Consider the following 25,643-nt stretch of genomic DNA (forward strand, 5'->3'; position numbering starts at 1 on the left):
TCGTCGTGGTGGCGGGGCTACTTCGCGCGGGCGGCCGCGCGCAGCTTGCCGATCTCGTAGAGCGTGACGCTCGCGGCGATGCCGGCGTTGAGCGACTCGGTCGAGGCGCCGATCGGGATGGAGACCACGGTGTCGCAGGTCTCGGTGACGAGGCGCGACAGGCCCTTGCCCTCGGATCCGACGACGACCACGATCGGCCGGTCCGCGAGCGTGAACTCGTGCAGCGACATGTCGCCGCCGCCGTCGAGGCCGACCACGAAGACGCCGCGCTGCTTGAGCGCCTTGAGCGTCTGCGTGAGGTTCGACGCCATGGCGACGGGCGTGCGCGCGGCGGCGCCGGCCGACGTCTTCCACGCGCTGGCGGTGAGGCCGACCGAGCGGCGCTGCGGCACGATCACGCCGTGGCCGCCGAATGCGGCGACGGAGCGGATGATGGCGCCGAGGTTCCGCGGGTCGGTGATGCCGTCGAGCGCGACCATGAGCGGCACCTGGCCGCGCGAGATCGTCTTGTCGAGCAGCTCGATGGCGTCCGCGTACTCGTACGGCGGCACCTTGAGCGCGAGGCCCTGGTGCACGGCGTCGTGGCCGGCGATGCGGTCGAGCTCGGGGCGCATGACCTCGAGCACGGGGATCCCGCGCCCGGTGGCGAGCGACAGCACCTCCTTGACGCGGTCGTCGTACTCGATGCGCGAGGCGATGTAGAGCGCGGTCGCGGGGATCTTCGCGCGGAGCGCCTCGACCACCGAGTTGCGGCCGGTGACGACCTCGGACTCGTCCTGCTGCTTGGCGCGGCGCGCGCGCGGCGCGTCGGCCGCGGCGGGGCGGTCGGTCGCGCGGGCGCGCGGCGTGGCGGAGCGCTCGGAGCGCTCGTCGCGGCCGCGGTTGGCGCCCGCGGACGCCGCCTCGTACCGGTCCTTCGCGGCCTTGCGCTTGCCCGCGGGGTGGTACGGGCGGTCCTCGGCCTTCGGCGTGGGCTTCTTGCCCTCGAGGGCCTGCCTGCCCTGCCCTCCGGATCCCTTGAGCGGGCCCTTCTTGGTCTTGCGTACCGCGCCTGATCGGCTGGGCTTATTCGCCATCGATGCTCCAATGCGACCCGCCGGGCGAGTCCTCTATCGTGATGCCGGCCTCGGCCAGCTCCTGTCTGATGCGGTCGGCGAGGGCGAAGTCCCTGGCCTCCCGCGCGGTCTGTCGCTCGGCGATCCTGTGCTCGACCAGCGCCTGCAGCGCACGGCGCGCGGGCTGGTCGGACGCGGTGCGCCACTCGTCGGCGAGCGGGTCGATGCCGAGCACGGCCACCATCGCGGAGACGTCCGCGCGCTGGGCTGCGGCCTCCTGGAGGTCGCCGGCGTCGAGGGCGGCGTTGCCCGCGCGGACGGCGTCGTGCAGCACGGCGAGCGCCTGCGGGACGCTGAGGTCGTCGTCCATGGCGTCCGCGAAGGCGTCGGGCACGGCGGCCGGCGCGCCGTCGACCGGGGCGGGCGCGGCCTGGAAGCGCGTGCCGGCGAGGCGCCGGGCGCTGCGGTCGAGGAACGTCTCGATGCGGTCGAGCGCGGCCTCGGCCTCGGCGAGCGCGCCGTCGTGGAACTCGAGGGTGGAGCGGTAGTGCGCGGATCCGAGGAAGTAGCGGACCACGACCGGGCGCGCGGACGCGAGCAGGTCGGCCGCGAACAGGGAGTTGCCGAGCGACTTGCTCATCTTCTGGCCGGCGACGGCGACGAGGCCGTTGTGCAGCCAGTAGCGGGCGAACGGGTCCCCCGCGGCCCGCGACTGCGCGAGCTCGTTCTCGTGGTGCGGGAAGCGGAGGTCGAGGCCGCCGCCGTGGATGTCGAACTCAGCACCGAGGTAGCGCGTGGACATGGCGGAGCACTCGATGTGCCAGCCCGGCCGGCCGGCGCCCCACGGCGACGGCCACGACGCGCTCGCGGGCTCGCCCGGCTTCGCGCCCTTCCAGAGGGCGAAGTCGCGGACGTCGCGCTTGGCGCGGGGATCCGCGTCGGCCGCGGCCTCCATGTCGGCGGCCCGCTGGCGGGTGAGCTCGCCGTACTCGGGCCAGGAGGCGGTGTCGAAGTAGACGTCGCCGGATCCGTCGTCGGCCGGGTACGCGTGGCCGCGCTCGACGAGCCGCCGGATGATCTCCTGCATCTCGCCGATGCTCGCCGTGGCGCGGGGCTCGTAGCTGGGCGGGAGGATCCCGAGGGCCGCGTAGGCGCGGGAGAACTCGAGCTCGACGCGGTAGGCGAGCGCCCACCACTCCTCGGTGCCGCCGGCCTCCTGGCCGCGACGCGCGTTGTCGATGACCTTGTCGTCGATGTCGGTCACGTTGCGGACGAGCGTGACGTCGAGCCCGCGGTGGGTGAGCCAGCGACGCAGCTGGTCGTACGCGAGCGCGCTGCGGAGGTGGCCGATGTGCGGCGCGGACTGCACGGTCGGGCCGCAGACGTAGATGCCGACCCTGCCGTCGACGAGGGGCACGAAGTCCCGCAGGGACTGCGTCCGGGAGTCATGGAGGCGCAGGGTCACACACAGATCCTAGTCAGCGCGCCTCCGTGCCCCCGCCGGATGACGGGCCGCCCTGCCGCGCGGTGGCGGGCTCAGAGGCGCTCGACGAGGGCCGTCGCGACCGCCGCGACGCCGTCGCCGCGCCCCGTGAAGCCGAGGCCGTCGGTCGTGGTGCCGGCGAGCGAGACGGGCGCGCCGACCGCGGCCGCGAGGATCCGCTCGGCCTCGGCTCGCCGCGGCGACAGCTTGGGGCGCACGGCCATGACCTGCACGGCGACGTTGACGATCGAGAAGCCGGCCTCCCGGACGAGCTCGGCCGTGCGCCGGAGGAAGACCTCGCCGTGCGCGCCGTCGAGCTCCGGGTCGTCGGTGCCGAAGATCCCGCCGATGTCGCCGAGGCCCGCGGCGGAGAGGAGGGCGTCGCACATCGCGTGGCTCACGGCGTCGCCGTCGCTGTGGCCGGCGAGGCCCGCCTCGCCCGGCCAGTGCAGGCCCGCGAGCCAGAGCGGCTGGGTGGCGTCGACCGCGTGCACGTCGGTGCCGATCCCCGAGCGGAGGCGCGAGGCGGTGGATCCGGCGCCGCCCGCCCGCGCGACGAGCTCCTCGGCGCGCCGCAGGTCCCACGCCGTGGTGACCTTGAACGCGAGGGCGTCGCCCGGGACCACGCGGACGTCGCCGCCCGCGGCCTGGAACAGCGCGGCGTCGTCCGTGTGCTCGGCGGTCGCCGCCGCGTAGGCGGCGTCGAGCGGAGCGCGCGGGAAGCCCTGCGGGGTCTGGACGCCGACGAGGTCGCTGCGGTCGACCGTGCCGAGGCACTCCCCCGCGGCGTCGACGCGCTTGATCGTGTCGGTGACGGGCAGCCCCGGGACGACGCCGACTCCCTGGTCGCGGACGGCCTGCGCGACCCGGTCGAAGAGGGCGGTGGGGGTGAGCGCGCGGGCGGCGTCGTGCACGAGGACGGTGTCGACGGATCCGGCGAGCGCCGCCAGCCCCGCCCGCACCGAGCCCTGCCGGGTCGCTCCCCCGGCGACGACCGCGACGGATCCGCGGGCCGCGCCCGCGACGGCGTCCACGACCGCGGTCGTCTCGGCCAGGTGCGTCTCGGGCGCGACCACGACGACGTGCGCCTCCTGGGCGAGGGCGAGGACGGCGCCGAGCGAGCGGGCGAGCAGCGTGGCGCCGCCGACCTCGACGAGCGCCTTCGGGATGCCCGCTCCGAGCCGGGTGCCGCTGCCCGCCGCGACCACGACGACGCCGAGGCGGGGCCCGTGGACCGACGCGCCATCGGTCGCGCGGGCGGACGGGACGACGGGGTCGTGGCTCATTCGGCCAGGCTACCGGCGGCGGCCTGCGCCGACGGCGGGCGGATCAGGAGGCGAGGACCTCGTCGAGCAGCGTCGACGCGTGCTCCTCGTCGGTCTTCTCCGCGAGGGCCAGCTCGCCCACGAGGATGCCGCGCGCCTTCTGGAGCATGCTCTTCTCGCCGGCGGACAGGCCGCGATCCTCGTTGCGGCGCCACAGGTCGCGCACGACCTCGGCCACCTTCAGCACGTCGCCCGACGCGAGCTTCTCGAGGTTCGCCTTGTAGCGCCTCGACCAGTTGGTGGGCTCCTCCGTGAACTCGGCGCGCAGCACCGCGAACACGCGCTCCACGCCCTCGCGGCCGATGACGTCGCGCACGCCGACCATGTCGACGTTCTCCGCCGGGACCTCGATCTGGAGCCCGCCCTGGCTGACGTCGAGCTTGAGGTACAGCTTCTCCTCGCCGCGGATGACGCGCTTCTTCACCTCGATGATGGTCGCCGCCCCGTGATGCGGGTACACGACGGTCTCGCCGACCTCGAAGATCATGGACTCCCCGTTCCTCAGACTGCCGTCCAGGGTACCAGCCGGGTCCCGCGCGCCGACGGGCGGTCGCGCCGCAGCGCATCCCGTAGGCTGGGCGGGTCAGCTGATACACGCGCGGACGCCCCCGGACGCCCCGGCGCCGGCCCCGTGCGACAACCGGAGGGTCCCGTGAGAGCGCGTACCGCATCGTCCATCGTCCTCGCGGCCCTGATCGCGGTCGGCACGTCGTCCTGCACCTTCATCACGCCCCAGGCGACGCAGATCTCCTACTTCCCGAGCGACGGCTTCGACGCCACGGTCGGCGACATCGAGGTGCGGAACGCCATCCTCCTCTCCGAGGACGGATCCGCGGCGGGCGCGAGCCTCGTCGTCACGCTCGTCAACAACTCCGGCGACAGCCAGCGCGTCGCCTTCCAGCACGAGCTCACCCCGGGCAGCGCGGACCGCGAGACCCGCACCGTCACCGCGGCACCCGGCCTCACGAAGTTCGGCGCCGAGGACTCGCAGCGCATCGTCTTCGACTCGGTCGACCCGACCCCGGGCTCGCTGACCAAGATCTACATCCAGTACGGCGACGCCGAGGGCGTCGAGATGGACGTCCCCGTGCTCAACGGCGACCAGGAGACGTACACGAACCTGGTCCCCGGCGAGACCGGATCCACGCCCGACACGAAGGTCACCACGACCCCCGGCACGACCGAGGGCGACGAGGGCCTCGAGGACGACACGAACTGATCCCGCGCCGGCCCGCCCGGACGCACGACGAAGGCCCCGCCCCTGGAGGGGACGGGGCCTTCGCCGTGCGCGGCCCGGGTCGCGCCGGCCGCGACCGGCTACGCCTCGAAGCGGTAGCCGAGCCCGCGCACGGTGACGAGCAGCACGGGGTCGGACGGCTCGCGCTCGATCTTCGAGCGGATCCGCTTGATGTGCACGTCGAGCGTCTTGGTGTCGCCGAAGTAGTCGGAGCCCCATACGCGGTCGATGAGCTGCCCGCGCGTGAGCACGCGGCCGGCGTTGCGGAGCAGCAGCTCGAGCAGCTCGAACTCCTTCAGCGGCATCGCGATCTCGCGGCCGCCGACCTCGACCGTGTGGCGCTCCACGTCCATGCGGACCGTGCCGACCTCGAGCACGTTGAGCGGCTCGTCGTCGACCTCGACCTTGCGGCGGAGCACCGCGCGGATCCGCGCCAGCAGCTCCCGCGTCGAGTACGGCTTCGTCACGTAGTCGTCGGCGCCGAGCTCGAGGCCGACGACGATGTCCACCTCGGAGTCCTTGGCGGTGAGCATGATGATCGGCACCGCCGAGCGCGTGCGGATCTCCCGGCACACCTCCGTGCCGGGGAGGCCGGGGAGCATCAGGTCGAGCAGGATCAGGTCCGCCCCGTCCTTGTCGAACGCCGCCACGGCCGCGGGGCCGTCCTCGACGACGTCGACCTCGTAGCCCTCGCGCTGGAGCAGGAAGGCGAGCGGCTCGCTGAGCGACGCCTCGTCCTCGACGAGCATGATGCGTGTCACGTGGGTTCTCCGATGTCCGTACCGGCGAGCGCCGGGGTCTGCGATGCCTCGGGGAGGCGGATGGTGAAGGTCGAGCCGCGGCCGGGGCGGGACCAGACCCGCACGTCGCCGCCATGATTCTGCACGACGTGCTTGACGATGCTGAGCCCGAGCCCCGTGCCCCCGGTGTCGCGGGCGCGGGCCTGGTCGACGCGGAAGAAGCGCTCGAAGATCCGGTCCTGCTCGTCCTCCGGGATGCCGATGCCCTGGTCGGTGACCACGACCTCGACGGCGCCGTCGTCGACCATGACGCCGATGCCGACACGGGATCCGTCAGGCGAGTAGTTCACCGCGTTGCTCAGCAGGTTGTGCACGGCCACGACGAGGAGGGCCTCGTCGCCGTAGACGGTGGTGCGCGAGCGCTTGCCGCGCGCCAGCTCGATGCCGCGGAGCTCGGCGCCGAGGCGCACCTGGTCGAGCGCGACGCTGATCACGTGGTCGACGTCGACGGGCTCCGCCTTCTCCAGCGCGTTCGCCGCCTCGAGCCGGGAGAGCTCGATGATCTCCTGCGTGATGCGCGCGAGCCGGGCCGACTCCGTGGTGAGCCGCGCGGCGAAGCGCCGCACCTGCACGGCGTCGTCGGCGCACGAGTCGAGCGCCTCCGCGAGCAGGCCGACCGCGCCGATGGGCGTCTTCAGCTCGTGGCTGATGTTGGCCACGAAGTCGCGGCGCACCTGGTCGAGACGGTGGGACTCCGTGCGGTCCTCCGCGAGGAGGAGGACGTAGCGCGTCCCGAGGCGCGCGACGCGCACGTGCATCTGGAACTCGGCGGCGCCGAACGGACCCCGCGCGAGCGACACCTCGTCGGCCATCGGCTCGCCGGACCGCCGCACCCGGTCGACCATGGAGACGAGCTCCGGGTGCACGAGCGCCTGGTGGAAGACGAGGCCCGAGGAGATCGCGCCGGGCGACGCCTTCATGACGTTGTTGGAGGGGTCGAGCACGATGCCGGCCGACTCCAGCGCCTCGAGCACCTGGTCGACGCCGTCCGGGACGACCGGGTTGGTGATCTCGACGGCACGGTCGCCACGGTCCGCCGCGTGGTGCAGCAGCCACACGAATCCCGCGCCGACCGCCAGTCCGATGAGGAGGCAGACGAGCACCAACGCACCGGTGTCCATGCGCCCACACTAGGAGACCGTGCCAGGGGCTCCCGGCCGTCCAGCCGTCCAGCGCCGTGCTCGGGGTCGCGAATTCAGCTCGCCGGCACCGTGCGTTAACCTCGCATGACCAGAGTCGTCAGGACGTGGACCGTCACCCGGGGTCCGCCGTGCCCGAGAACCACCCCGTCCCTCGCAGCGGGGCGGCCTGAAAGGACGTCCCCATGCGCGAAGTGTTCCAGCAGGAGCTCCACGAGGTCCAGGAGCGTCTCATCGAGATCTCCGCGCTCGTCGCCATCTCCATCGAGAACGCGACCCGCGCGTTCAACGAGTCGAACGTCAGCCTCGCCGAGACGGTCATCGAGCAGGACCGCCGCATCGACGAGCTCGCGACGAGCCTCGACGAGCTGGCCATCAACATCCTCGCCCGCCAGCAGCCGGTGGCCCGCGACCTCCGCATCGTCGTGAGCGCCCTCCGCATCAGCGCGTCGCTCGAGCGCATGGGCGACCTCGCCGAGCACATCGCGCAGCTGTCGCGCTACCGCTTCCCGGACAAGGTGGTGCCGAAGTCGCTCCGCCCCACGTTCCTCGAGCTCGGCCAGCTCGACGTCGCCATCGCCCGCAAGCTCACGGACCTCCTCACCACGGAGGACCCGAAGCTCGCCGAGGAGATCCGCAACGACGACGACCGCATCGACGAGCTGCACCTCAGCGTCTTCGACAAGGTGCTCGGCGAGACCTGGAAGGGCGCGGCCGTCGACACGGTCGACTCCACGCTCGCCAGCCGCTACCACGAGCGCTTCGCCGACCACGCGGTGTCCATCGCGAAGACCGTGCAGTACCTCGCGACCGGCGACTGGGTGCAGTCCGACGCCTGATCCGCGTCCGCCGGCATCGCGCCGGCCCGCCGCTGCGCGGTGACATGACGAGAGCCCGACCGGATGATCCGGTCGGGCTCTCGTCGCACGTGCGCGGGCGCTACTTCTTGGAACCCTGCGCGGCCACGGCCGCGGCGCCCGCGGCGGCCGCCTCGGGGTCGAGGTACTCGCCGCCGGGGACGATCGGGCGGAAGTCCTCGTCGAGCCGGTACACGAGCGGGATGCCCGTGGGGATGTTGAGCTCGGCGATGTCCGCGTCCGAGATGCCGTCGAGGTGCTTCACGAGCGCGCGCAGCGAGTTGCCGTGCGCCGTGACGAGCACCGTGCGGCCGGAGGCGAGGTCGGGCTGGATGTCGGACTCCCAGTAGGGCAGCATCCGCTCGATGACGTCCTTGAGGCACTCGGTGCGGGGCAGGTCGTCGCCGAGGTCCGCGTAGCGCGGGTCGCGCGACTGCGAGTACTCGTCGTCGTCGGCGATGGGGGGCGGCGGCACGTCGAACGAGCGGCGCCAGGTGGCGAACTGCTCGGGGCCGTACTCGGCGAGGGTCTGCGCCTTGTCCTTGCCCTGGAGCGCGCCGTAGTGGCGCTCGTTGAGGCGCCAGGTGCGCTGGACGGGGATCCACGACCGGCCGGCGCGCTTGAGCGCGATGTTGGCGGTGTCGATGGCGCGGATGAGGACGGAGGTGTGCAGCACGTCGGGGAGGATGCCGGACTCGGCGAGGAGCTCGCCGGCGCGCTGGCCCTCCGCGACGCCCTGCTCGCTCAGCTCGACGTCCACCCATCCGGTGAACAGGTTCTTCTGGTTCCAGTCGCTGTTGCCGTGACGCAGCAGCACGAGGGTGCGGGGTTCAGCCATGCGGCCAGCCTATCGAGCAATGGGAGACTGGACCCATGCCGGGCGCCGCCTCCCCCGTCGGCTCCGTGACCCGCGGGACGACCAACACGAACCGCCTCCGGCGCGTGGACAGGTGGATCCGGACCCTCGACTCCCTGCGCACCGCGGAGGACCCGCTCGTGGTCGACCTCGGCTACGGCGCGAGCGGGATCACGGCGCTCGAGATGCACCGGCGGCTGCGGGAGGCGCGGCCGGACGTGCGCGTCGTGGGCATCGAGATCGAGCCGGGGCGCGTGGCGCGTGCCCGGGAGCAGCTCGCCGCGTGGCCGGACGCCTCGGCCCGGGAGCGGGTCGCGTTCGTCCGCGGCGGCTTCGAGGTGCCGCTGCCGGGCGGCGAGCGGGCGACCGTGATCCGCGCGTTCAACGTGCTGCGGCAGTACGACGAGGCGGAGGTGCCGGCCGCCTGGGCGCGCATGACGGCGCGGCTCGCGCCCGGCGGATCTGTGGTGGAGGGCACGTGCGACGAGATCGGCCGGGTCGCCAGCTGGGTCGACGTGCGCGCCGACGGCCCCCGCAGCCTGACGATCTCGCTGCGGCTCGCGGGCCTGGAGCTGCCGTCGATCGTGGCCGAGCGGCTGCCGAAGGCGCTCATCCACCGCAACGTCCCCGGCGAGCGCGTGCACGAGGTGCTCGCCCTGCTCGACCGGAGCTGGATCCTCAGCGCCCCGCTCGGCGTGTACGGCCCGAGGCAGCAGTGGCTGGGCGCCGTCGAGCGGATGCGCGATGCGGGCGTCCCCGTCGAGGGCGGCCGCGCGCGCTGGCGGCTCGGCGAGCTGACCGTGCCGTGGTCGGCGGTGGCGCCGGCCTAGACCTCGGGCAGCGCGGCGCGGGCGGTCGCCGCGTCGACGCCCGCCGCCACCTGCAGGTCGACGAGGAGCGGGCGGAGGAGCATGACGAGCATCACCTCGCCGACGGGGGCGCCGGGGATGAGCTCGCGCGGATCCAGCCGGACGGCGACGAGCACGAGGTTCTGCTGGGCGAGCGGCGCGGCCGACGGATCCGAGAGGCTCTGCCCGAGCAGGTTGACGCCGTTGGAGACGGTCGCGAGCAGCTCCGCGAGGACCGGTCGCCTGACCCCGTCCACCACGAGGAAGTCGATGCGGCGGGAGATCACGCGGAGGTTCCGCACGGCGAGGTCCATGCCGTCGAGCACCCGCCGCTGGTCGCGCAGCTCCGGCAGGTGGCGGCGGAGGAACGGCGAGATGCGCGCGATCGAGAGGGCCGAGTCGGCCGCGGCGCTCCACGCGTCGATGAGCGGCTGCGTGCGCCGCAGCCGGTCGAGCGCCCGGTCCGCGGCCGTCGCGTCGCCGAGCCGCAGCGCCGTCACGAGCGAGGTGAGCGCGTAGGAGCACTCGGAGAAGACGCGGCGGGCCTCGCGGATGGCCTGGCGGCGCGGATCCCGTGGGATGAGCGCCGTCGCGAGGAGCGCCACCGCGCCGCCCACGAGCCCGTCGACGCTGCGGACGAAGACGCCGCCGGGCGGCGCGGGCAGGAGCGCCACGAGCACGGCCTGCACGCCGGCCGCCACGGCGAACGCGGCGTTCGACGACAGCAGCCGCGCCGCCAGCAGCGTCGCCAGGATGATGACGAACAGCTGCCAGGCGCCCCGCCCGATCCCGAGCAGCAGCACCTCGCTGAGCGTGATGCCGACGGTCATGCCGATCGCCGTCTCGAGCACCCGGACGGGTCGCGCGTCGCGCACGAAGCCGAGGCTCGTGATGGTGACGGTCGTGGCGAGCAGCGGGGTGTCGTGGCCGAGGACGTGGTGCGCGAAGGCCCAGCCGCCCGTGGCCGCGACGGCGATCTGGAGGGCGGCGGGCGCCGATCCCCACAGCCGCAGGAGCGCGGCGCGCGGATCCGCCCGGTGCCTCAGGGTGCGGGCGGCCCGGGCCGACCGGTCCCGCGCGCGCTCAGCGGCGGACCGCACCGAGCCGCGGCAGGCGGGGGACGTCGGCGGAGCGGCCGGCGTCGGTGGGCACGATCACGTCCTGCATGGCCTGCACGCGCACGTCGTCGGCGACCACCTCGAGCTGCGCGGCGGGGTCCACGTTCCGGCGGATGACCGCGAGCGCGATCGGGCCGAGCTCGTGGTGCAGCGCGGAGGAGGTGACGGCTCCGACGACCTCGCCGGGCGCGCCCTCGGCGTCGGCGGGGAGCCGCACGTCGGATCCGGTGCCCGGCAGGACCGCGTCCGACCCGTCGAGCTGCAGCAGCACCAGGCGGCGCGGCGGACGGCCGAGGTTGTGCACCTTGGCGACCGTCTCCTGCCCGCGGTAGCAGCCCTTGCTGAGGTGGACGGCGCTCCGCAGCCAGTCGAGCTCGTGCGGGATGGTGCGGTCGTCGACCTCGGTGGCGAAGCGCGGGCGCCACGCGGCGATCCGCAGGGCCTCCGCCGCGAGGACGCCCGCGACGGGCAGTTCGCCCGACGCGACCCGGGCGACGACGCCCGGCAGCTCGGACCGCGGCACGAGGCGCTCGCTCCAGCTCCAGCCCTCGCCCGGGTGCGACGCCGCGGCCGCGTACTGGTGGCCGCCGGGCGCGACGCGGACCCACGGGTCCCGCCACACGAGCGGCACCCCGGCGGGCGCCGCCACCGGCAGGTCGGGCTCGCCGAGCGTGCCGACGACCGCGAGCTCGGCCGTGCGATCGGCGGGCTCGACGCGCAGCATGAAGCGCATGCGCTGGAGGTAGGCGAGGAGGGCCGGCGCGTCCGCGGCGCCGAGCAGGAGCCAGGTCGACACCCCGTCGTCGAGCACGCCGACCGCGTGCTCGAGCCGGCCGTTCTGGTCGAGGAACAGGGTCTCGGCGGAGTCGCCGGGGGCGAGGCCGCGCAGCGACTGGCTGGTGATGGAGTCCAGCCAGGTCAGCCGGTCCTCGCCCGTGACGGAGAGGACGGCGCGGTGCGAGAGGTCGACGACGGCCGTGCCCGCGGCGAGCGCGCGCTGCTCCTGGACGAGCGATCCGTGGTGGGCCGGGACGCCCGCGTCCGGCCCGTCGGCGTCGGCCGCGACGGCGCCGGGCAGGTCGAGGAAGGGCGAGCGGGAGGCGGGATCCGGGTCAGTCGACATGCGCCACCCGCCCGGAGGCGTGCGTGCGCAGCGGCTGGCCGAGCGCCGCGATGTCCCACGCCCAGAGCAGGTCGCGCTCGACGAGCCCGTAGAGGCGCGTGGCGCCCGTGTACTCCTTGGCGCCCTCGGTGCGCATGACCGCGTCCGTGGCGAGGTCGATGCGCGCGCTCTTCACCTGGCCGACGTAGAGCTCGCTCACGCCGCCCGGGTGCACGAGCGCGACCTCGACGTCGAAGCCGCCGTCGGCGTTCCGGAGCGTCTCGACCTCGTCGGCCGTCGTGAAGGGGCGCTCGCCCGTGGGCGGCAGCATGGCCGGACCCGGGTCGCCGTCGGTGACGCGGCGGCGCAGGCGCCAGTAGCCGGTCTCGGTGACGAAGGGGACCGGGCCGTCGTCGCCCTCGATCCAGGCGTAGGAGGAGTAGTTGAGGTGCGGGAGGCCGTCGTGGCTGAAGCTGATGCGCTGCCCGAACTCGCGGCGGACGACCTCGTCGCCCACGGAGTACTCGACGACGCCGGAGCCCTCCCAGACGCCGAGGAGCCAGGACAGCGGGACGAGCTCGGCGGGCAGGCCGGTCGGGATCTCGATCATGCGGCGCGCGGTCAGCGCTGGCCGCGGAAGAGGTTGTAGACCACGACGAGCGACACCCAGCCGATGGAGAGGCTCGCCAGGACCAGCAGTCCGGTGAAGAGGAGTTCCAGAGCAAGCAGCGACGACATGGCCTCAATCTACCCCACGGGCGGCCGTCGCAGGCCTGCCGGGTCAGGCCGAGGCGGGCAGGAGCAGCACGACCGCGGTGGCCGCGGCGAGCACGAGCACGGCCCCCACGACGCTGCCGACGGCGCGGTCCACGAAGCCGGTCTTGCGGGGCAGCGCCAGCTGGATCACGAAGGTCGCGACCACGCACGTCGCGAGCACGAGGGGGAACCACCGCGGGGCGTCGTGCGGGCCGACCGCCGCGGACACCACGACCGCGCCGACGACGGCGGCCAGCCAGACCGGGACGAGGCTGCGCAGGGGGGAGGTCACCCGCCAATCCTGCCCCACGTATCATGGGGTCAATTCATCCATGGAGGATCCCTGTGGCCCAGCTGTTGATCCTGACCTCGTCCGCGGACACCGACGTGCTCCCGGCGCTCGGGCTCCTCAGCCACCGCACGCGGCACATCCAGGCGGACGCGGCCAGCCTCGTCAACGCCCCGGCGGCCGACCTCGTCCTCGTGGACGCGCGCCGCGACCTCGCCAGCGCCAAGTCGCTCTGCAAGATCCTCACGACCACGGGCGGCGGCACGCCCCTCATCCTCGTGCTCACCGAGGGCGGCCTCACCGCGGTGAGCGCCGACTGGGGCGCGACCGACGTGATCCTCGACTCGGCCGGCCCGGCGGAGGTCGACGCCCGCGTCCGCCTCGTCATCGGCCGCGCGGCGCAGGAGCACACGGGCAGCAAGATCCAGGCGTCGGGCGTGGTCATCGACGAGGCCAGCTACTCGGCCAAGGTGCACGGCAAGCCCCTCGACCTCACCTTCAAGGAGTTCGAGCTGCTCCGCTTCTTCGCGAGCCACCCCTCGCGGGTCTTCACGCGCGAGCAGCTGCTCAGCGAGGTGTGGGGCTACGACTACTTCGGCGGCACGCGCACGGTCGACGTGCACGTGCGGCGCCTCCGGGCCAAGCTCGGCGACCTCGAGTCGCTCATCGGCACGGTGCGCAACGTCGGCTACCGCTTCAACGTGTACGAGGAGGACAGTGAGCGCGATCCCGCCCCCTCAGGAGCCTGAGGCCCCGCGCGTCGACCGGGTCGACGCGACCCCCGACGCCGTCCGCGGGATCCTCGCGCTCGCCGACCGAGCACGCGAGGCCGACGGCCCCGCGCCCTTCAACGAGCAGACGCGCCTGACCCTCGGCGCCGACGACGGGCCGTCCGCGCTCGTCGTGCACGGGGAGGACGGCCGCCCGGTCGGCGCGGCGGTCGTGGCGCGCGGCGACGGCGGGGTCGCGGCCGAGCTCGTCGTGGATCCCGCCCACCGCCGACGGGGCGTCGGACGCGCGCTCCTCGACGCCGTGCTGGCCGACGCCGACGGATACCCCGTCTCGGTCTGGGCGCACGGCGACCACCCGGCAGCCCGCTCGCTCGCCGCCGCCGCCGGGCTCGACCGGGCCCGCGAGCTGCTCCGGCTGCGCGCGTCCGTCGCGGAGGCGCGCGACGGCCTCGGCGAGCGCCCGATGCCGGCGGGCCTCGCCCTCTCCTCCTTCTCCCCCGACGACGCCGACGACTGGGTCGCGCTCAACGCCCGCGCGTTCGCGAGCCACCCCGAGCAGGGCCGCATGACCCGCGGCGACCTCGACGACCGCGTCGCCGAGCCCTGGTTCGACCCCGCCCTGCTGCTCCTCGCCCGCGACGCGGACGGCCGGCTCGCCGGCTTCCACTGGCTCAAGGTCGAGGACGGCGAGGCCGAGGTCTACGTGCTGGGCGTGGATCCCGACCGCGCCGCCCGCGGGCTCGGGTCCGCCCTCCTCGCCGCGGGCCTCGACCGGCTCGCCGCGCGGGGCCACGAGGACGTCGACCTGTACGTCGAGGCGGACAACGCGCCCGCCCTCGCCCTGTACCGCCGGGCCGCGTTCCGGGACGCCGCGGTCGACGTCCAGTACCGCCGCGCCTGATCCCCGCGCCCCCGCCGGCGCGCCCCCGATGCGGTTCACCGTGCGTTCACCTCCCCGAGGGCGGAGCGCACACCGCGATGCCATGATGGGCGGATGGACAGCGAGACGTACATCGGCGACGCCAAGGCGGTCGCCGAATCCCTGGACGACTTCGACGAGGACGAGATCCTCGAGGACGACGGGACCCTCCCCGAGGGGCGCTTCCTCGACCGCGAGCTGAGCTGGCTGGCCTTCAACCGCCGCGTGCTCGAGCTCGCCGAGGACCCGGAGCTGCCCGTCCTCGAGCGCGCCAACTTCCTCGCGATCTTCGCCAGCAACCTCGACGAGTTCTTCATGGTCCGCGTCGCCGGCCTCAAGCGCCGCATCGCCACGGGACTCGCCGTCCCCACGAACATCGGCCGCACCCCCGCGGAGGTGCTGTCCGCCATCAACGAGACCGCCTACCGCCTGCAGGTCCGCCACGCGGCCGCCTTCAACGACAGCGTCCGCCCGGCGCTCGAGGAGCACGGCATCCGCATCGTCCGCTGGGACTCGCTCGACGCGGCCCAGCAGGACCGGCTGCACGAGCTGTTCTCCGAGCAGGTGTTCCCGGTGCTCATGCCGCTCGCGGTGGATCCGGCCCACCCGTTCCCCTACATCTCCGGCCTCTCGCTCAACCTCTCCGTGCGGATCCGCAACCCGAAGACGAACCGCCAGGAGTTCGCGCGCATCAAGGTGCCGCAGATGCTGCCGCGCTTCATGCCGCTCACGCCGGACACCCGCTCGGGCCCCATCGACTTCATCGCCCTCGAGGACCTCATCGCGAACCAGCTGGAGACGCTGTTCCCCGGCATGGAGATCGTCGAGCACCACGTCTTCCGCGTCACGCGCAACGAGGACGTGCAGATCGAGGAGGACGAGACCGAGAACCTCATCCAGGCCCTCGAGAAGGAGCTGCTGCGGCGCCGGTTCGGCCCGCCCATCCGCCTCGAGATCTCGGACGACATGGACGCGGTCACGCTCGACCTCCTCATGCGCGAGCTCGACATCACCGAGCAGGAGGTGTTCACGCTCCCGTCCCCGCTCGACCTGGGCGGCCTGTTCGACCTCGCCAAGCTCGACCGGCCGGCGCTGCACTACCCGAACAACGTGCCCACCACGGCCGTCGCGCTGAAGCCCGCCGAGGACAACTCGCGCGCCGACATCTTCCGCTCCATCGCGCAGCAGGACATCCTGCTGCACCACCCCTACGAGTCCTTCACCACGAGCGTGCAGGCGTTCCTCGAGCAGGCCGCGGCGGACCCGCACGTGCTCGCCATCAAGCAGACGCTCTACCGCACGAGCGGTGACAGCCCCATCGTCGAGGCGCTCATCGACGCCGCCGAGGCGGGCAAGCAGGTCCTCGCGCTCGTGGAGATCAAGGCGCGCTTCGACGAGCAGGCCAACATCACGTGGGCGCGCAAGCTCGAGAAGGCCGGCGTGCACGTGGTCTACGGCGTCGCGGGGCTCAAGACGCACTGCAAGCTCGCGCTCGTCATCCGCCAGGAGAAGGGCGGGGTGCTCCGGCACTACAGCCACATCGGCACGGGCAACTACAACCCCAAGACGAGCCGCATCTACGAGGACCTCGGGCTCCTCACCGCGGACGACGTCGTGGGCAAGGACCTCACGCGCCTGTTCAACGAGCTCTCCGGCTACGGCATCGAGAAGAAGTTCAAGCGCCTGCTGGTCGCACCGCTGCACCTGCGGAAGGGCCTGCTCAAGCGCATCGCCGTGGAGACGCAGAACGCGCTCGACGGGAAGCCGAGCGGCATCCGCATCAAGGTCAACTCCATCGTCGACGAGAAGATCATCGACGCGCTCTACCGGGCCAGCAACGCGGGCGTGCCCGTGCAGGTCTGGGTGCGCGGCATCTGCTCGCTCACGCCGGGGCAGCCGGGGCTCAGCGAGAACATCGAGGTGCGGTCCATCCTCGGCCGGTACCTCGAGCACTCCCGCGTCTTCTCGTTCGTCAACGACGGCGACCAGGCCACCTACATCGGCAGCGCGGACATGATGCACCGCAACCTCGACCGGCGCGTCGAGGCGCTCGTCCGGCTCGTGGATCCCGCGCACCTGCAGGAGATCGAGGACCTCTTCGACCGCGCCATGGCCGACACGACGTCCGCGTGGGTGCTCGACTCCGACGGCGAGTGGACGCGCCGCAACAAGGGCCCCGACGGCACCACGCTGGAGGACCTGCAGACCGCGGTCATGGGCATCGTCACCAAGCGCAAGCGACGCGTGCTCCGCTGAGCACGGCTCCGCGCCGGCCGTCCGCGGTCGGCGCCCCCGGGGCATCCGGGGGCGCCGACCGCGTCGCCGATCCGGCTAACCTGGCGGACGTGACGTCCCGCCCCACCGTGTTCGCCGCCGGCGCCGTCGTCTGGCGAGTCCTCGAGGGGCGCATCCGGGTGCTCATCATCCACCGCACCCGCCGGCGCGACACCTCCCTCCCCAAGGGCAAGGTGGATCCGGGCGAGACCCTCCCGCAGACCGCGGTCCGCGAGGTGCACGAGGAGACGGGCCTCCGGGTCGCGCTCGGCGTCCCCCTGGGGGCCATCGAGTACGGCATCTCCGGCGGGCGCCGCAAGTCCGTGAGCTACTGGGCCGCCGAGGCGACCGACGCCATGGTGGAGGCCGGCCGCTTCGAGCCGGACGACGAGGTCGAGAGCGTCGAGTGGGTGTCGATCCCCAACGCGCGCAAGCGCCTCGACTACCCGGGCGAGGTGCAGATCCTCGACCTGTTCGCCGGGCTCGTGGAGACGGGCTCGCACCGCTCGTTCGCCCTCATCGCGCTGCGTCACGGCCACGCCGTCCAGCCCTACGAGTGGGACGGCGCCGATGCCGGCAGGCCGCTCAGCGCGCGCGGCCGCGAGGAGGCGCGATCCATCGTCCCCACGCTCGCCGCGTTCGGGCCGCGCGTCATCACCAGCAGCACCGCCGAGCGCTGCCTGCAGACCGTCGGGCCGCTCGCGGAGGCCCTCGGACGCCAGGTGAAGGAGGACGCGGGCATCAGCCAGGACGCGTACGAGGCCGACGGCGGATCCGTGCGCGAGACCGTCGCGAAGCGCGTGCGCAAGGCGAGGAGCGCGGTGCTCTGCAGCCACAGCCCGGTCCTGCCGGAGATCCTGCACGAGATCGCCCTCGCCACCGAGACGCCCGACGCGAGCCGCATGCCGCGGGCCGGGATGCTGTCGCCCGCCGAGTTCTCGGTGGTGCACCTGTCGGCGTCCGACCCGGAGGCGGGGATCCTCGCCGTCGAGAGCTACGGGCCCTCCTCCTGACGTCCGCGGACGCCGCGGGGTCGTCGCCCGTCCGGAGTCCGACCGACCACTGTGCGCCCGCGAGCCTGAGCCCGGCCCCATCCGCGCGGTGTGTTCACCTGCCGTTCACCGATATCGGCCGATCCGGTCAAGAGCCCGACATAGCTTCGTCCAGGGGCATGCACCGGCCCCCTCACAGCACGAAATACCCGGAAGGCTCCATCACGTGAAGATCTCGCGTCTCGGCAGCGCAGCAGCGCTCGCCGCCGTCACCGCCATCGCCCTCTCCTCCTGCGCCGCCAACGAGGCGCCCGCCGAGGGAGGGTCCGCATCGGCGTCCACCCTCTCCGGCTCGCTCAACGGGATCGGCGCCACCTCCCAGGGCTCCGCCCAGGAGGCCTGGAGCGCCGCGTTCCAGACCGCCAACCCCGACGTCACCGTCAGCTACGCCGGCGAGGGTTCCGGCGCCGGACGCGAGGCCTTCATGGCCGGCGGCCAGAACGCCATGTTCGCCGGCTCCGACCGCGCGCTGAAGACCGACGAGCTCACCGGCACGTTCGGCCAGTGCGCCGACGGCACCAAGCCGATCGACGTCCCCGCCTACATCTCCCCCATCGCCATGATCTTCAAGATCGACGGCGTCAAGGAGCTGCACCTCGACCCCGCCACCACCGCGGGCATCTTCAAGGGCACCATCACGAAGTGGAACGACCCGGCCATCGTCGCGCTCAACCCCGACGCCACGATGCCCGACGCGGGCATCACCGCCGTGCACCGCTCGGACGACTCGGGCACCACCGAGAACTTCGCGAAGTACCTCAACACCACGGCGAAGGACGTCTGGGACGCCGAGCCCAAGGGCGTCTGGCCCTACCAGGGCGGCGAGGCGGCCCAGGGCACGTCCGGCGTCGTCGACGCCGTCACCGGCGGCACCAACATCATCGGCTACGCCGACGCGTCCAAGGCGGGCGACCTCGGCGTCGCGAAGATCAAGGTCGGCGACGAGTTCGTCGGCTTCTCCCCGGAGGCGGCAGCGGCCGTCGTCGAGGCCTCGCCCGAGGCCGAGGGCCGCGAGGAGAACGACGTCGTCTTCGACCTCGACTACTCCACCACCGAGGCGGGCGTCTACCCGATCGTCCTCGTCAGCTACCTCATCGCCTGCCAGGAGTACAAGGACCCGGCCGTCGGCGAGCTCGTCAAGGCGTACGTCGGCTACGTGACCAGCACCGAGGGCCAGCAGGTCGCCGCCGAGAAGGCCGGCGCCGCGCCGCTGTCCGACACGGTCGCCGCGCAGGTCAAGACCGCGGTCGAGTCCATCAAGTAGCACCCGCCGTCCGCCCCCTGACCCGCGTCCGCGCGGGTCAGGGGGCGCTCCCACGGGCGGCCCCCGCCGTCCCCAGCCCCACCATCTCGACCGTAGGGAACCCGACCCATGACGACCGCCGCCCCGCAGCCTCCCCAGGCTCCCGAGACCGATCGGCCGCGCGACGCCGCCGAACCCCGCAGCTCGCAGGACGCGAAGCCCAAGGCCCGCGTGGGCGACCGCATCTTCTCCGGGGCATCCCGCGGGTCCGGCACGCTCATCCTCGTGATCCTCGCGGCCGTCGCGCTGTTCCTCATCGTGCAGAGCATCCCCGCCCTCACCGCGCCCCCCGCGGAGGTCTCCGGCGGCAGCGGCTTCTGGGCCTTCGTCGGGCCGCTCATGTTCGGCACCGTCTACGCCGCCGCGCTCGCCATGCTCATGGCCGTCCCGGTCGCCATCGGCATCGCCCTGTTCATCTCGCACTACGCGCCGCGCCGGCTCGCGCAGGGCCTCGGCTACATCATCGACCTGCTGGCCGCGGTGCCCTCCGTGGTCTTCGGCCTCTGGGGCATCACCGTCCTCGCGCCGTTCCTGCAGCCGTTCTACGCGTTCGTCACCGACGCCTTCGGCTGGTTCCCGCTCTTCGCCGGCCCCGTCTCCGGCACCGGCCGCACGATCTTCACGGTCGCGGTGGTCCTCGCCGTCATGATCCTGCCCATCGTCACCGCGCTCTCCCGCGAGGTCTTCCTCCAGACGCCGAAGCTGCACGAGGAGGCGGCGCTCGCCCTGGGGGCGACGCGCTGGGAGATGATCCAGACCGCCGTCCTGCCGTTCGGCCGCCCCGGCATCATCTCGGCCTCGATGCTCGGCCTCGGCCGCGCCCTCGGCGAGACGATGGCGGTCGCGATCGTCCTCTCCCCCGCCGCGGTCGTGAACTTCGCCTGGTTCCAGTCGACGAACTCGAACACCATCGCCGCGAACATCGCGCTGAGCTTCCCCGAGGCGTACGGCCTCAAGGTCAACGAGCTCATCGCGTCCGGCCTCATGCTCTTCGTCATCACGCTGGCCGTGAACATGCTGGCCCGCTACATCATCAGCCGCCGCAAGGCCTTCTCCGGAGCGAACTAATGGCGACGACAGCCCCCTCCCGCACGCGGCCCGCGGCGAGCACCCTGCCCAACTCCCTCACCGCCGGCAAGCTGCACCGCTTCACGGCCCCCGCGATCTTCGTCGCGTCCTGGCTCGTGATGGCCGCGATCTTCCTCGTGCTCCAGCTCTCGGGCGCCGCGGAGGGGTTCAACCTCGTGGGCACCGCGGTGTTCGGCACGCTCCTGTTCGCCGTCGCCCTGTTCAGCATCTCGCTCGCCGTGGAGGGCGAGCGCAAGGCGAAGGACCGGGTCATCACGATCCTCGTCACGGTCGCGTTCGTGCTCGCGCTCATCCCGCTGATCTCGCTCGTCATCACGGCCGTCACCAACGGATCCGCCCGCTTCGACCCGCTGTTCTTCAACTCGAGCCTGCGCAACGTGGTCGGCGAGGGCGGCGGCGGCCTCCACGCCATCATCGGCACGCTGATCGTCACGGCCATCGCCGCGGTGATCTCCATCCCCGTGGGCCTGATGGCCGCCATCTACCTCGTGGAGTACGGCCGCGGTCGCCTGGCCCGCGCGATCACGTTCTTCGTCGACGTGATGACCGGCATCCCGTCCATCGTCGCCGGCCTCTTCGCCTACGCGCTGCTCGTGATCTTCCTCGGCCCCGGCATCCGCCTGGGCTTCGGCGGCGCGCTGGCGCTCTCCGTGCTGATGATCCCCGTGGTCGTGCGCAGCGCCGAGGAGATGCTGAAGCTGGTCCCCAACGAGCTCCGCGAGGCGTCGTACGCGCTCGGCGTGCCGAAGTGGCTGACCATCGTGAAGATCGTCCTGCCGACGTCGCTGGCCGGCATCGTCACGGGCGTGATGCTCGCCATCGCGCGCGTCATCGGCGAGACCGCGCCGCTGCTCATCGTGGCCGGCTTCACGCAGAGCATGAACTACAACCCGTTCAAGGACCAGATGATGACCCTGCCGGTGTTCGTCTTCCGGCAGTACGCCGACCAGGGCAGCGACGCGTTCGCCTACGTGGACCGCGCGTGGACCGGCGCGCTCGTGCTGATCCTCATCGTGATGCTGCTGAACATCGTCGCCCGCCTCATCGCCCGCATCTTCGCCCCCAAGCTCGGCCGCTAGCGCCCGCTCCCCCGGCCCACTCACCCGATCGGTAGGAACACCCTTTGTCCAAGAGCATCGAAGTCAACGACCTGAACGTCTACTACGGCAAGTTCAAGGCGGTCGAGGACGTCAACCTGCGGATCGAGCCGCGCACGGTCACCGCCTTCATCGGCCCGTCCGGCTGCGGCAAGTCCACCTTCCTGCGCACGCTCAACCGCATGCACGAGGTCATCCCCGGCGCGTACGTCGAGGGCGAGGTGCTCGTCGACGGCAACGACCTCTACGGCCCCGGCGTCGACCCGGTGCTCGTGCGCCGCCAGGTCGGCATGGTCTTCCAGCGGCCGAACCCGTTCCCCACCATGTCGATCCGCGACAACGTGCTCGCGGGCGTGAAGCTCAACAACCGCAAGATCTCCAAGTCGGACGCGGACGCGCTCGTCGAGCAGTCGCTCATCGGCGCCAACCTCTGGAACGAGGTGAAGGACCGCCTGGCCCTTCCCGGATCCGGCCTCTCCGGCGGCCAGCAGCAGCGCCTCTGCATCGCGCGCGCCATCGCGGTGCAGCCGGACGTGGTGCTGATGGACGAGCCGTGCTCCGCGCTCGACCCGATCTCCACGCTCGCCATCGAGGACCTCATCGAGGAGCTCAAGGCGCAGTACACGATCGTGATCGTGACCCACAACATGCAGCAGGCCAGCCGCGTCTCCGACCGCACCGCGTTCTTCAACATCGCGGGCACGGGCAAGCCGGGCAAGCTCATCGAGTACGACGACACCACCACCATGTTCTCGAAGCCCAGCGTGCAGGCCACCGAGGACTACGTGAGCGGCCGCTTCGGCTGATCCGCCGCGAGACGGACGACGGCCCCGCATCCTTCGCAGGATGCGGGGCCGTCGTCGTCGTGCGGGCGGTCGCGTGATCAGGTGCTGGTGACCGCCACGATGGGCTCGGTGGTGGGCTGCTCGGATCCGCCCTCGGGCTCGACCGTGATGGCCACGGTGTCGCCCGGCGTGTAGCGGCCCTCGAGCACGGCGTGACCCGCTCCGCCCTCGGACGGCATGACGCCGGCGGAGACGGGGCCGGACTTGCCGACGTACCACATCTGGAGCACGCGGCCGTCGGGCAGCGGCGACGCGTCGTTGAGCACGACCGCCGTCCTCGCCTCGGAGGCCGAGAAGTAGACCGTGGCAGTACCGCCGCCGACGACGTCGCGCTTGTCGATCACCACGTCGGACGCGGTGGTCACCTGCTCGTACGCCGAGGCGACGGGACCCTGCGAGCTGCCGGGGCCGCCCACGTTCGCGCCGACGACCACGCCGCCGACCACGAGCACGACGGCCGCGGCCGCGACGCCGATGAGGGCGCCGGGCCTGCGGAACCAGCGCTCGGAGGCGCGGGCCGACGCGGAGCCGAGGCGCTCGCGGGGAGCGGACGCGGACGGAGCCGAGGGAGCGGACGCGGATGGAGCCGAGGGAGCGGACGCGTCGCCGGCGGCGACGGCCGGACGGAGCTCCGTCACGGGCGCGGGCCGGCGGTCGTCGGCGGGCGCCGCATCGGGCACGGCGAGCGGCGGCAGCTGCGGGGTGGCGTCGAGCAGGGACATGAGGTCGGCCTTGAGGCGCGGCGAGGGATCCACCGGCTCGGTCGTCCAGGCGAGGTCGGCCGCGGTCGCCCGCAGCTCCTCGACCTCGGCGCGGAGCACCGGGTCGCGCTCCAGGAGCGCCTCGAACTCGGCCGCCTCGTGCGCGTCCACGGCGCCGAGCGCGTAGGCCGCGGTGAGCGTGCGGAGGTCGTCGTCGGTGGTCATGATGCGACCCCCATCTCGTCGCGCAGGCGGATCATGCCGTCGCGCAGACGCGTCTTCACGGTGCCGATGGGCACGTCGAGCATGGAGGCGACCTCGCTGTGGCTGTAGCCGCCGTAGTACGCGAGCGAGACGGCCTGGCGCTGGATCTCGGTGAGCTTCGTCATCGCCTTCTTCACCCTCTCGTGCTCGATGCTGATCTCGACGGTCTCGGAGACCTGGTCGTAGCCGCTCTCGTGGTCGCGGATGCCGATGCGAACATCGCGGTCACGGCTGGACTGGGAGGCGCGCACGCGGTCGACCGCGCGGCGGTGGGCCATGGTGAGGACCCACGTGGTCGCTGCGCCCCTGGCGGGGTCGAAGCGGGAAGCGGACTGCCAGATCTCCAGGAAGATCTCCTGCGTGACCTCCTCCGACTGCGCGTGGTCGACGAGCAGGCGGCGGACGAGGCCGAGGACGCGCGGGGCGAGCTGGTCGTAGAGCTCGGCGAAGGCGCGCCTGTCGCCCTGGGCGACGCGGCCGAGGAGGGCCTCCTTCGACTCGGGGTCCGCCGGCCCGGGTAGGTCGGGACGCTCGATCGATGAAGGCACGAGCCCCAGCATCCCAGACCCGGCCGGGTTCCGCATGCAGGCGCATCGACGCCGGCCGAGCGGAGGTGGATGTGCGGGGAGGTCATGTGGGTCTTCCGGGTGGTGGAGCGGATGGTGCGGGAGGTAGCGGGGAGCCCCGCACCGGTCGGATCCCGCTCTCGCGGCATCTGGGATGGCCGGGCGGCCTGCCGCGCAGCAGGACACGACCGATGCGGGTCGCACCCTCACGGGTGTCGGATGCGGAGCGGGTGAGCGCCCCACGATGACTCTTCGGCGCGGGTCACGTCCTGGATTGGTCACAGGACGCCCGGATCCCACGGGGACGGACGACGCCGGGCGGGCCGCTCGCGTGGGGGGGCCATCCTCCCGGCGAGGGAGGGCGAGAGGAGCCGGACCGCAGGAACGCCTCTCGGCGCGAGGCCGCTCGGAGCGGCGAATATTGGAGCCCGGGGTTACTGCGGCCCGACCTCGACCACTGTACGCGAGACGGCGCGGGCTGTCGTCCCGGGCGTCGCGCTCACAGCGAACGGGGCGGATCCGCGGACGCGTCCCCGCGGATCAGTCGAGCCGCTCGCTCCGCCACAGCCGGGCGCACTGCACGAGGTCGGCGGCCATCTGCGAGAGGCGGAGGGCACGCGTGGTGAGGTCGCCGGCGCGCTCCGGGGACGCCGTGGCGTCCAGGTCGTCGGCGACGCTCGTCGCGCCGAGCGCGGCCAGCCGGCTGAACGCGCCGGCGCGGTCGAGGGCGACCGCGAAGTCGCCGGTGAACAGGCCCCGGAGGATGCTGTCGGCGAGCTCCACGATCTCGGCGGGCCCGGTGGGCGCCGTGGCCCCGGCGACGACGGGGTCGATGGTCGTGGCGACCTCCGTGCCGCGCTGGTACAGGAGGCTGATGCCGTCGGGATCCTGGCGGATCAGCGCGCGCATGAGGTACAGCCGCCAGAGCGCGCCCGGCAGGCTGCGCGGGCTCGCGCGCGACCACAGCTCGGCGACCGCGTCGATGCCGTGCTCGTCGGTGTAGGAGATGAGGCGCTCGACGACCGCGGGGTCGGGATCCGCCCGCACGCGCGCCAGCAGCGCCGACGCGGTCTCGTGGGCCACGCGGCTGATCATGGCGGGGTCCTCGCCGCCGAGCATGCTCTCGAACTTGGACCCGGAGAACTTGGTGGGCTTGTGGTAGTCGCCGGACATCCCGGCAAGCGTACGCCGGGCGGGGCGACCGCCGTCCGGCGCGCGTCGGGGCCACCCGCGTAGGCTGGATCCATGAGCCCCGCCTCCCGCCTCCCCGGACCTCGACGATGAGCGGCGGGATGCGCGTCGTCGCCGCCCTCGTGGTCCTGTGGCTCGTGCTGGTCGTCCTCGGCTTCGTCGTGAAGGCGCTGGCCTGGCTCGTGGGCGTGGGCGTCTTCCTCGCCGTGGTCACCGTCGTCGCCGGCGCGGTCGTGCGCCGCGGCTCCTCGCGCGACGTCGACCGCCCCTGACCGCGCAGCCGCCGTCCCGTAGCATCGGGGCACGGGCCTCTAGCTCAGTTGGTAGAGCAAGGGACTTTTAATCCCTGGGTCGTCGGTTCGAGCCCGACGGGGCCCACCCTCCCGCCTCTCCCCCGGCGTCCTCCTGCGCGGCGGCAGGCCGATGCCGTGACGCCCGCCCGACGCCGCTGCTCGGGCCCGGGCGTACGCTCGCCGCATGGGGATGGTGGAGAAGCTCGTGGGGAAGCGGCACGTCCGACTGGTGCGGGAGGTCCTGCTCCTGATGGGGGTCGAGGCCCACGCGCGGACCAGCATCGGCCCGGGGCTGGTGATGCACCACCGCGGGAACGGGGTCGTGATCACGCCGGCCACGCGGATCGGACGGTCGGTCTCCATCTACCAGCAGGTCACCATCGGGCGCAGCGGCGTCGGCATGACCGACCGCGAGCAGGGCTTCGAGGGCGTCGAGATCGGCGACTTCGCGGT

Annotated in this window: 26 protein-coding genes and 1 tRNA gene; 13 read left to right on the plus strand and 14 right to left on the minus strand. The window is 72.9% G+C overall.

Annotated features, from left to right (window positions below):
* Positions 1 to 17: 17 nt before the first annotated feature.
* From rlmB to AES38_RS11980, 4 genes are all read right to left on the minus strand, one after another.
* A complete protein-coding gene (gene rlmB, locus AES38_RS11965) occupies positions 18 to 1,076 on the minus strand; it encodes a 23S rRNA (guanosine(2251)-2'-O)-methyltransferase RlmB (RefSeq protein WP_053775167.1) in 1,059 nt (352 codons plus the stop codon).
* On the minus strand, positions 1,066 to 2,520 hold the full coding sequence (gene cysS, locus AES38_RS11970) for a cysteine--tRNA ligase (protein WP_053775168.1): 1,455 nt from the start codon (positions 2,518 to 2,520) through the stop codon (positions 1,066 to 1,068). Before cysS ends, rlmB begins: the two co-directional genes overlap by 11 nt.
* Before the next feature lie 71 nt (positions 2,521 to 2,591).
* Entirely contained in the window at positions 2,592 to 3,824 is a 1,233-nt protein-coding gene (ispD, locus tag AES38_RS11975; RefSeq protein WP_053775169.1) for a 2-C-methyl-D-erythritol 4-phosphate cytidylyltransferase, read from the minus strand.
* A gap of 43 nt (positions 3,825 to 3,867) precedes the next feature.
* A complete protein-coding gene (locus AES38_RS11980) occupies positions 3,868 to 4,350 on the minus strand; it encodes a CarD family transcriptional regulator (protein ID WP_053775170.1) in 483 nt (160 codons plus the stop codon).
* A 165-nt stretch (positions 4,351 to 4,515) separates the two neighbouring features.
* Between AES38_RS11980 and AES38_RS11985 the strand changes: the two genes are divergently transcribed.
* Positions 4,516 to 5,082 carry a hypothetical protein gene (locus AES38_RS11985; protein ID WP_053775171.1) on the plus strand — a complete coding sequence of 189 codons (567 nt, stop codon included), beginning with the start codon at positions 4,516 to 4,518 and terminating at the stop codon, positions 5,080 to 5,082.
* Between the two features lie 98 nt (positions 5,083 to 5,180).
* Here the strand turns inward: AES38_RS11985 and AES38_RS11990 are convergent, their stop codons facing one another.
* Together AES38_RS11990 and AES38_RS11995 are read right to left on the minus strand one after the other, a co-directional pair.
* Positions 5,181 to 5,861, minus strand: coding sequence for a response regulator (locus AES38_RS11990; RefSeq protein WP_053775172.1), 681 nt, complete (start codon positions 5,859 to 5,861; stop codon positions 5,181 to 5,183).
* Positions 5,858 to 7,021 carry a sensor histidine kinase gene (locus AES38_RS11995; RefSeq protein ID WP_053775173.1) on the minus strand — a complete coding sequence of 388 codons (1,164 nt, stop codon included), beginning with the start codon at positions 7,019 to 7,021 and terminating at the stop codon, positions 5,858 to 5,860. Before AES38_RS11995 ends, AES38_RS11990 begins: the two co-directional genes overlap by 4 nt.
* 203 nt (positions 7,022 to 7,224) lie before the next feature.
* Here AES38_RS11995 and phoU point away from each other — a divergent pair, with 203 nt between their 5' ends.
* A complete protein-coding gene (gene phoU / locus AES38_RS12000) occupies positions 7,225 to 7,878 on the plus strand; it encodes a phosphate signaling complex protein PhoU (protein WP_053775174.1) in 654 nt (217 codons plus the stop codon).
* A 100-nt stretch (positions 7,879 to 7,978) separates the two neighbouring features.
* On the opposite strand, the gene AES38_RS12005 is transcribed toward phoU, so the two are convergent.
* Positions 7,979 to 8,734, minus strand: coding sequence for a phosphoglyceromutase (locus AES38_RS12005; protein ID WP_053775175.1), 756 nt, complete (start codon positions 8,732 to 8,734; stop codon positions 7,979 to 7,981).
* A gap of 35 nt (positions 8,735 to 8,769) precedes the next feature.
* On the opposite strand from AES38_RS12005, the gene AES38_RS12010 reads away from it, so the two are divergent.
* A complete protein-coding gene (locus tag AES38_RS12010) occupies positions 8,770 to 9,582 on the plus strand; it encodes a class I SAM-dependent methyltransferase (protein ID WP_053775176.1) in 813 nt (270 codons plus the stop codon).
* Here AES38_RS12010 and AES38_RS12015 read toward each other — a convergent pair.
* The 4 genes from AES38_RS12015 to AES38_RS12030 form a co-directional block, all read right to left on the minus strand.
* Entirely contained in the window at positions 9,579 to 10,700 is a 1,122-nt protein-coding gene (locus AES38_RS12015) for an FUSC family protein (protein ID WP_053775177.1), read from the minus strand. The genes AES38_RS12010 and AES38_RS12015 overlap by 4 nt on opposite strands.
* Positions 10,684 to 11,841: a CAF17-like 4Fe-4S cluster assembly/insertion protein YgfZ gene (ygfZ, locus tag AES38_RS12020; RefSeq protein ID WP_053775178.1), complete on the minus strand. Its 1,158-nt coding sequence runs from the start codon at positions 11,839 to 11,841 to the stop codon at positions 10,684 to 10,686. Before ygfZ ends, AES38_RS12015 begins: the two co-directional genes overlap by 17 nt.
* Complete coding sequence (locus AES38_RS12025; protein ID WP_053775179.1) at positions 11,831 to 12,430, minus strand: heme-binding beta-barrel domain-containing protein; 600 nt, start codon at positions 12,428 to 12,430, stop codon at positions 11,831 to 11,833. The genes ygfZ and AES38_RS12025 overlap by 11 nt, the downstream gene beginning before the upstream one ends.
* Positions 12,431 to 12,601: 171 nt before the next feature.
* Positions 12,602 to 12,868: a hypothetical protein gene (locus AES38_RS12030; protein ID WP_053775180.1), complete on the minus strand. Its 267-nt coding sequence runs from the start codon at positions 12,866 to 12,868 to the stop codon at positions 12,602 to 12,604.
* A 53-nt stretch (positions 12,869 to 12,921) separates the two neighbouring features.
* On the opposite strand from AES38_RS12030, the gene AES38_RS12035 reads away from it, so the two are divergent.
* From AES38_RS12035 to pstB, 8 genes are all read left to right on the plus strand, one after another.
* On the plus strand, positions 12,922 to 13,614 hold the full coding sequence (locus tag AES38_RS12035) for a response regulator transcription factor (RefSeq protein ID WP_053775181.1): 693 nt from the start codon (positions 12,922 to 12,924) through the stop codon (positions 13,612 to 13,614).
* Positions 13,583 to 14,497: a mycothiol synthase gene (mshD, locus tag AES38_RS12040; RefSeq protein WP_053775182.1), complete on the plus strand. Its 915-nt coding sequence runs from the start codon at positions 13,583 to 13,585 to the stop codon at positions 14,495 to 14,497. The genes AES38_RS12035 and mshD overlap by 32 nt, the downstream gene beginning before the upstream one ends.
* Positions 14,498 to 14,590: 93 nt before the next feature.
* Positions 14,591 to 16,771 carry an RNA degradosome polyphosphate kinase gene (locus AES38_RS12045; RefSeq protein WP_053775183.1) on the plus strand — a complete coding sequence of 727 codons (2,181 nt, stop codon included), beginning with the start codon at positions 14,591 to 14,593 and terminating at the stop codon, positions 16,769 to 16,771.
* Positions 16,772 to 16,851: 80 nt separating this feature from the next.
* The gene (locus AES38_RS12050; RefSeq protein ID WP_053775802.1) at positions 16,852 to 17,802 is read left to right on the plus strand and encodes an NUDIX hydrolase; all 951 of its coding nucleotides are present in this window, start codon (positions 16,852 to 16,854) and stop codon (positions 17,800 to 17,802) included.
* Between the two features lie 205 nt (positions 17,803 to 18,007).
* Positions 18,008 to 19,105: a phosphate ABC transporter substrate-binding protein PstS gene (locus AES38_RS12055; protein WP_053775184.1), complete on the plus strand. Its 1,098-nt coding sequence runs from the start codon at positions 18,008 to 18,010 to the stop codon at positions 19,103 to 19,105.
* Positions 19,106 to 19,213: 108 nt separating this feature from the next.
* Positions 19,214 to 20,212: a phosphate ABC transporter permease subunit PstC gene (gene pstC, locus AES38_RS12060; RefSeq protein ID WP_172404231.1), complete on the plus strand. Its 999-nt coding sequence runs from the start codon at positions 19,214 to 19,216 to the stop codon at positions 20,210 to 20,212.
* Entirely contained in the window at positions 20,212 to 21,312 is a 1,101-nt protein-coding gene (pstA, locus tag AES38_RS12065; protein WP_053775185.1) for a phosphate ABC transporter permease PstA, read from the plus strand. Before pstC ends, pstA begins: the two co-directional genes overlap by 1 nt.
* A gap of 44 nt (positions 21,313 to 21,356) precedes the next feature.
* The gene (gene pstB / locus AES38_RS12070; RefSeq protein WP_053775186.1) at positions 21,357 to 22,136 is read left to right on the plus strand and encodes a phosphate ABC transporter ATP-binding protein PstB; all 780 of its coding nucleotides are present in this window, start codon (positions 21,357 to 21,359) and stop codon (positions 22,134 to 22,136) included.
* A 77-nt stretch (positions 22,137 to 22,213) separates the two neighbouring features.
* On the opposite strand, the gene AES38_RS12075 is transcribed toward pstB, so the two are convergent.
* The 3 genes from AES38_RS12075 to AES38_RS12085 all read right to left on the minus strand — a co-directional run bounded on the left by AES38_RS12075 (position 22,214) and on the right by AES38_RS12085 (position 24,879).
* Positions 22,214 to 23,101, minus strand: coding sequence for an anti-sigma factor (locus tag AES38_RS12075; protein WP_053775187.1), 888 nt, complete (start codon positions 23,099 to 23,101; stop codon positions 22,214 to 22,216).
* The gene (locus tag AES38_RS12080) at positions 23,098 to 23,700 is read right to left on the minus strand and encodes a sigma-70 family RNA polymerase sigma factor (RefSeq protein WP_053775188.1); all 603 of its coding nucleotides are present in this window, start codon (positions 23,698 to 23,700) and stop codon (positions 23,098 to 23,100) included. The genes AES38_RS12075 and AES38_RS12080 overlap by 4 nt, the downstream gene beginning before the upstream one ends.
* Before the next feature lie 546 nt (positions 23,701 to 24,246).
* Positions 24,247 to 24,879, minus strand: coding sequence for a hypothetical protein (locus tag AES38_RS12085; RefSeq protein ID WP_043673457.1), 633 nt, complete (start codon positions 24,877 to 24,879; stop codon positions 24,247 to 24,249).
* 119 nt (positions 24,880 to 24,998) lie between these two features.
* Between AES38_RS12085 and AES38_RS16050 the strand changes: the two genes are divergently transcribed.
* Positions 24,999 to 25,169 (plus strand): hypothetical protein, encoded by a 171-nt coding sequence (locus AES38_RS16050; RefSeq protein WP_167437028.1) that lies wholly within the window; start codon positions 24,999 to 25,001, stop codon positions 25,167 to 25,169.
* A gap of 33 nt (positions 25,170 to 25,202) precedes the next feature.
* A tRNA-Lys gene (locus AES38_RS12090) sits at positions 25,203 to 25,275 on the plus strand.
* The last annotated feature ends 368 nt before the right edge of the window (positions 25,276 to 25,643 follow it).

It is taken from the genome of Clavibacter capsici (genome assembly GCF_001280205.1).
Lineage (GTDB): Bacteria > Actinomycetota > Actinomycetes > Actinomycetales > Microbacteriaceae > Clavibacter > Clavibacter capsici.

What these genes read in the sequence shown, in the direction of transcription:
- AES38_RS12005 (WP_053775175.1), bottom strand. Translation starts at nt 8,734, where the DNA reads ATGGCTGAACCCCGCACCCTCGTGCTGCTGCGTCACGGCAACAGCGAC.
- AES38_RS11995 (WP_053775173.1), bottom strand. Translation starts at nt 7,021, where the DNA reads ATGGACACCGGTGCGTTGGTGCTCGTCTGCCTCCTCATCGGACTGGCG.
- AES38_RS12010 (WP_053775176.1), top strand. Translation starts at nt 8,770, where the DNA reads ATGCCGGGCGCCGCCTCCCCCGTCGGCTCCGTGACCCGCGGGACGACC.
- ispD (WP_053775169.1), bottom strand. Translation starts at nt 3,824, where the DNA reads ATGAGCCACGACCCCGTCGTCCCGTCCGCCCGCGCGACCGATGGCGCG.
- AES38_RS12085 (WP_043673457.1), bottom strand. Translation starts at nt 24,879, where the DNA reads ATGTCCGGCGACTACCACAAGCCCACCAAGTTCTCCGGGTCCAAGTTC.
- pstC (WP_172404231.1), top strand. Translation starts at nt 19,214, where the DNA reads ATGACGACCGCCGCCCCGCAGCCTCCCCAGGCTCCCGAGACCGATCGG.
- rlmB (WP_053775167.1), bottom strand. Translation starts at nt 1,076, where the DNA reads ATGGCGAATAAGCCCAGCCGATCAGGCGCGGTACGCAAGACCAAGAAG.
- AES38_RS11980 (WP_053775170.1), bottom strand. Translation starts at nt 4,350, where the DNA reads ATGATCTTCGAGGTCGGCGAGACCGTCGTGTACCCGCATCACGGGGCG.
- AES38_RS12045 (WP_053775183.1), top strand. Translation starts at nt 14,591, where the DNA reads ATGGACAGCGAGACGTACATCGGCGACGCCAAGGCGGTCGCCGAATCC.
- AES38_RS12025 (WP_053775179.1), bottom strand. Translation starts at nt 12,430, where the DNA reads ATGATCGAGATCCCGACCGGCCTGCCCGCCGAGCTCGTCCCGCTGTCC.
- AES38_RS12080 (WP_053775188.1), bottom strand. Translation starts at nt 23,700, where the DNA reads ATGCTGGGGCTCGTGCCTTCATCGATCGAGCGTCCCGACCTACCCGGG.
- AES38_RS12075 (WP_053775187.1), bottom strand. Translation starts at nt 23,101, where the DNA reads ATGACCACCGACGACGACCTCCGCACGCTCACCGCGGCCTACGCGCTC.
- ygfZ (WP_053775178.1), bottom strand. Translation starts at nt 11,841, where the DNA reads ATGTCGACTGACCCGGATCCCGCCTCCCGCTCGCCCTTCCTCGACCTG.
- phoU (WP_053775174.1), top strand. Translation starts at nt 7,225, where the DNA reads ATGCGCGAAGTGTTCCAGCAGGAGCTCCACGAGGTCCAGGAGCGTCTC.
- pstA (WP_053775185.1), top strand. Translation starts at nt 20,212, where the DNA reads ATGGCGACGACAGCCCCCTCCCGCACGCGGCCCGCGGCGAGCACCCTG.
- AES38_RS16050 (WP_167437028.1), top strand. Translation starts at nt 24,999, where the DNA reads ATGCGCGTCGTCGCCGCCCTCGTGGTCCTGTGGCTCGTGCTGGTCGTC.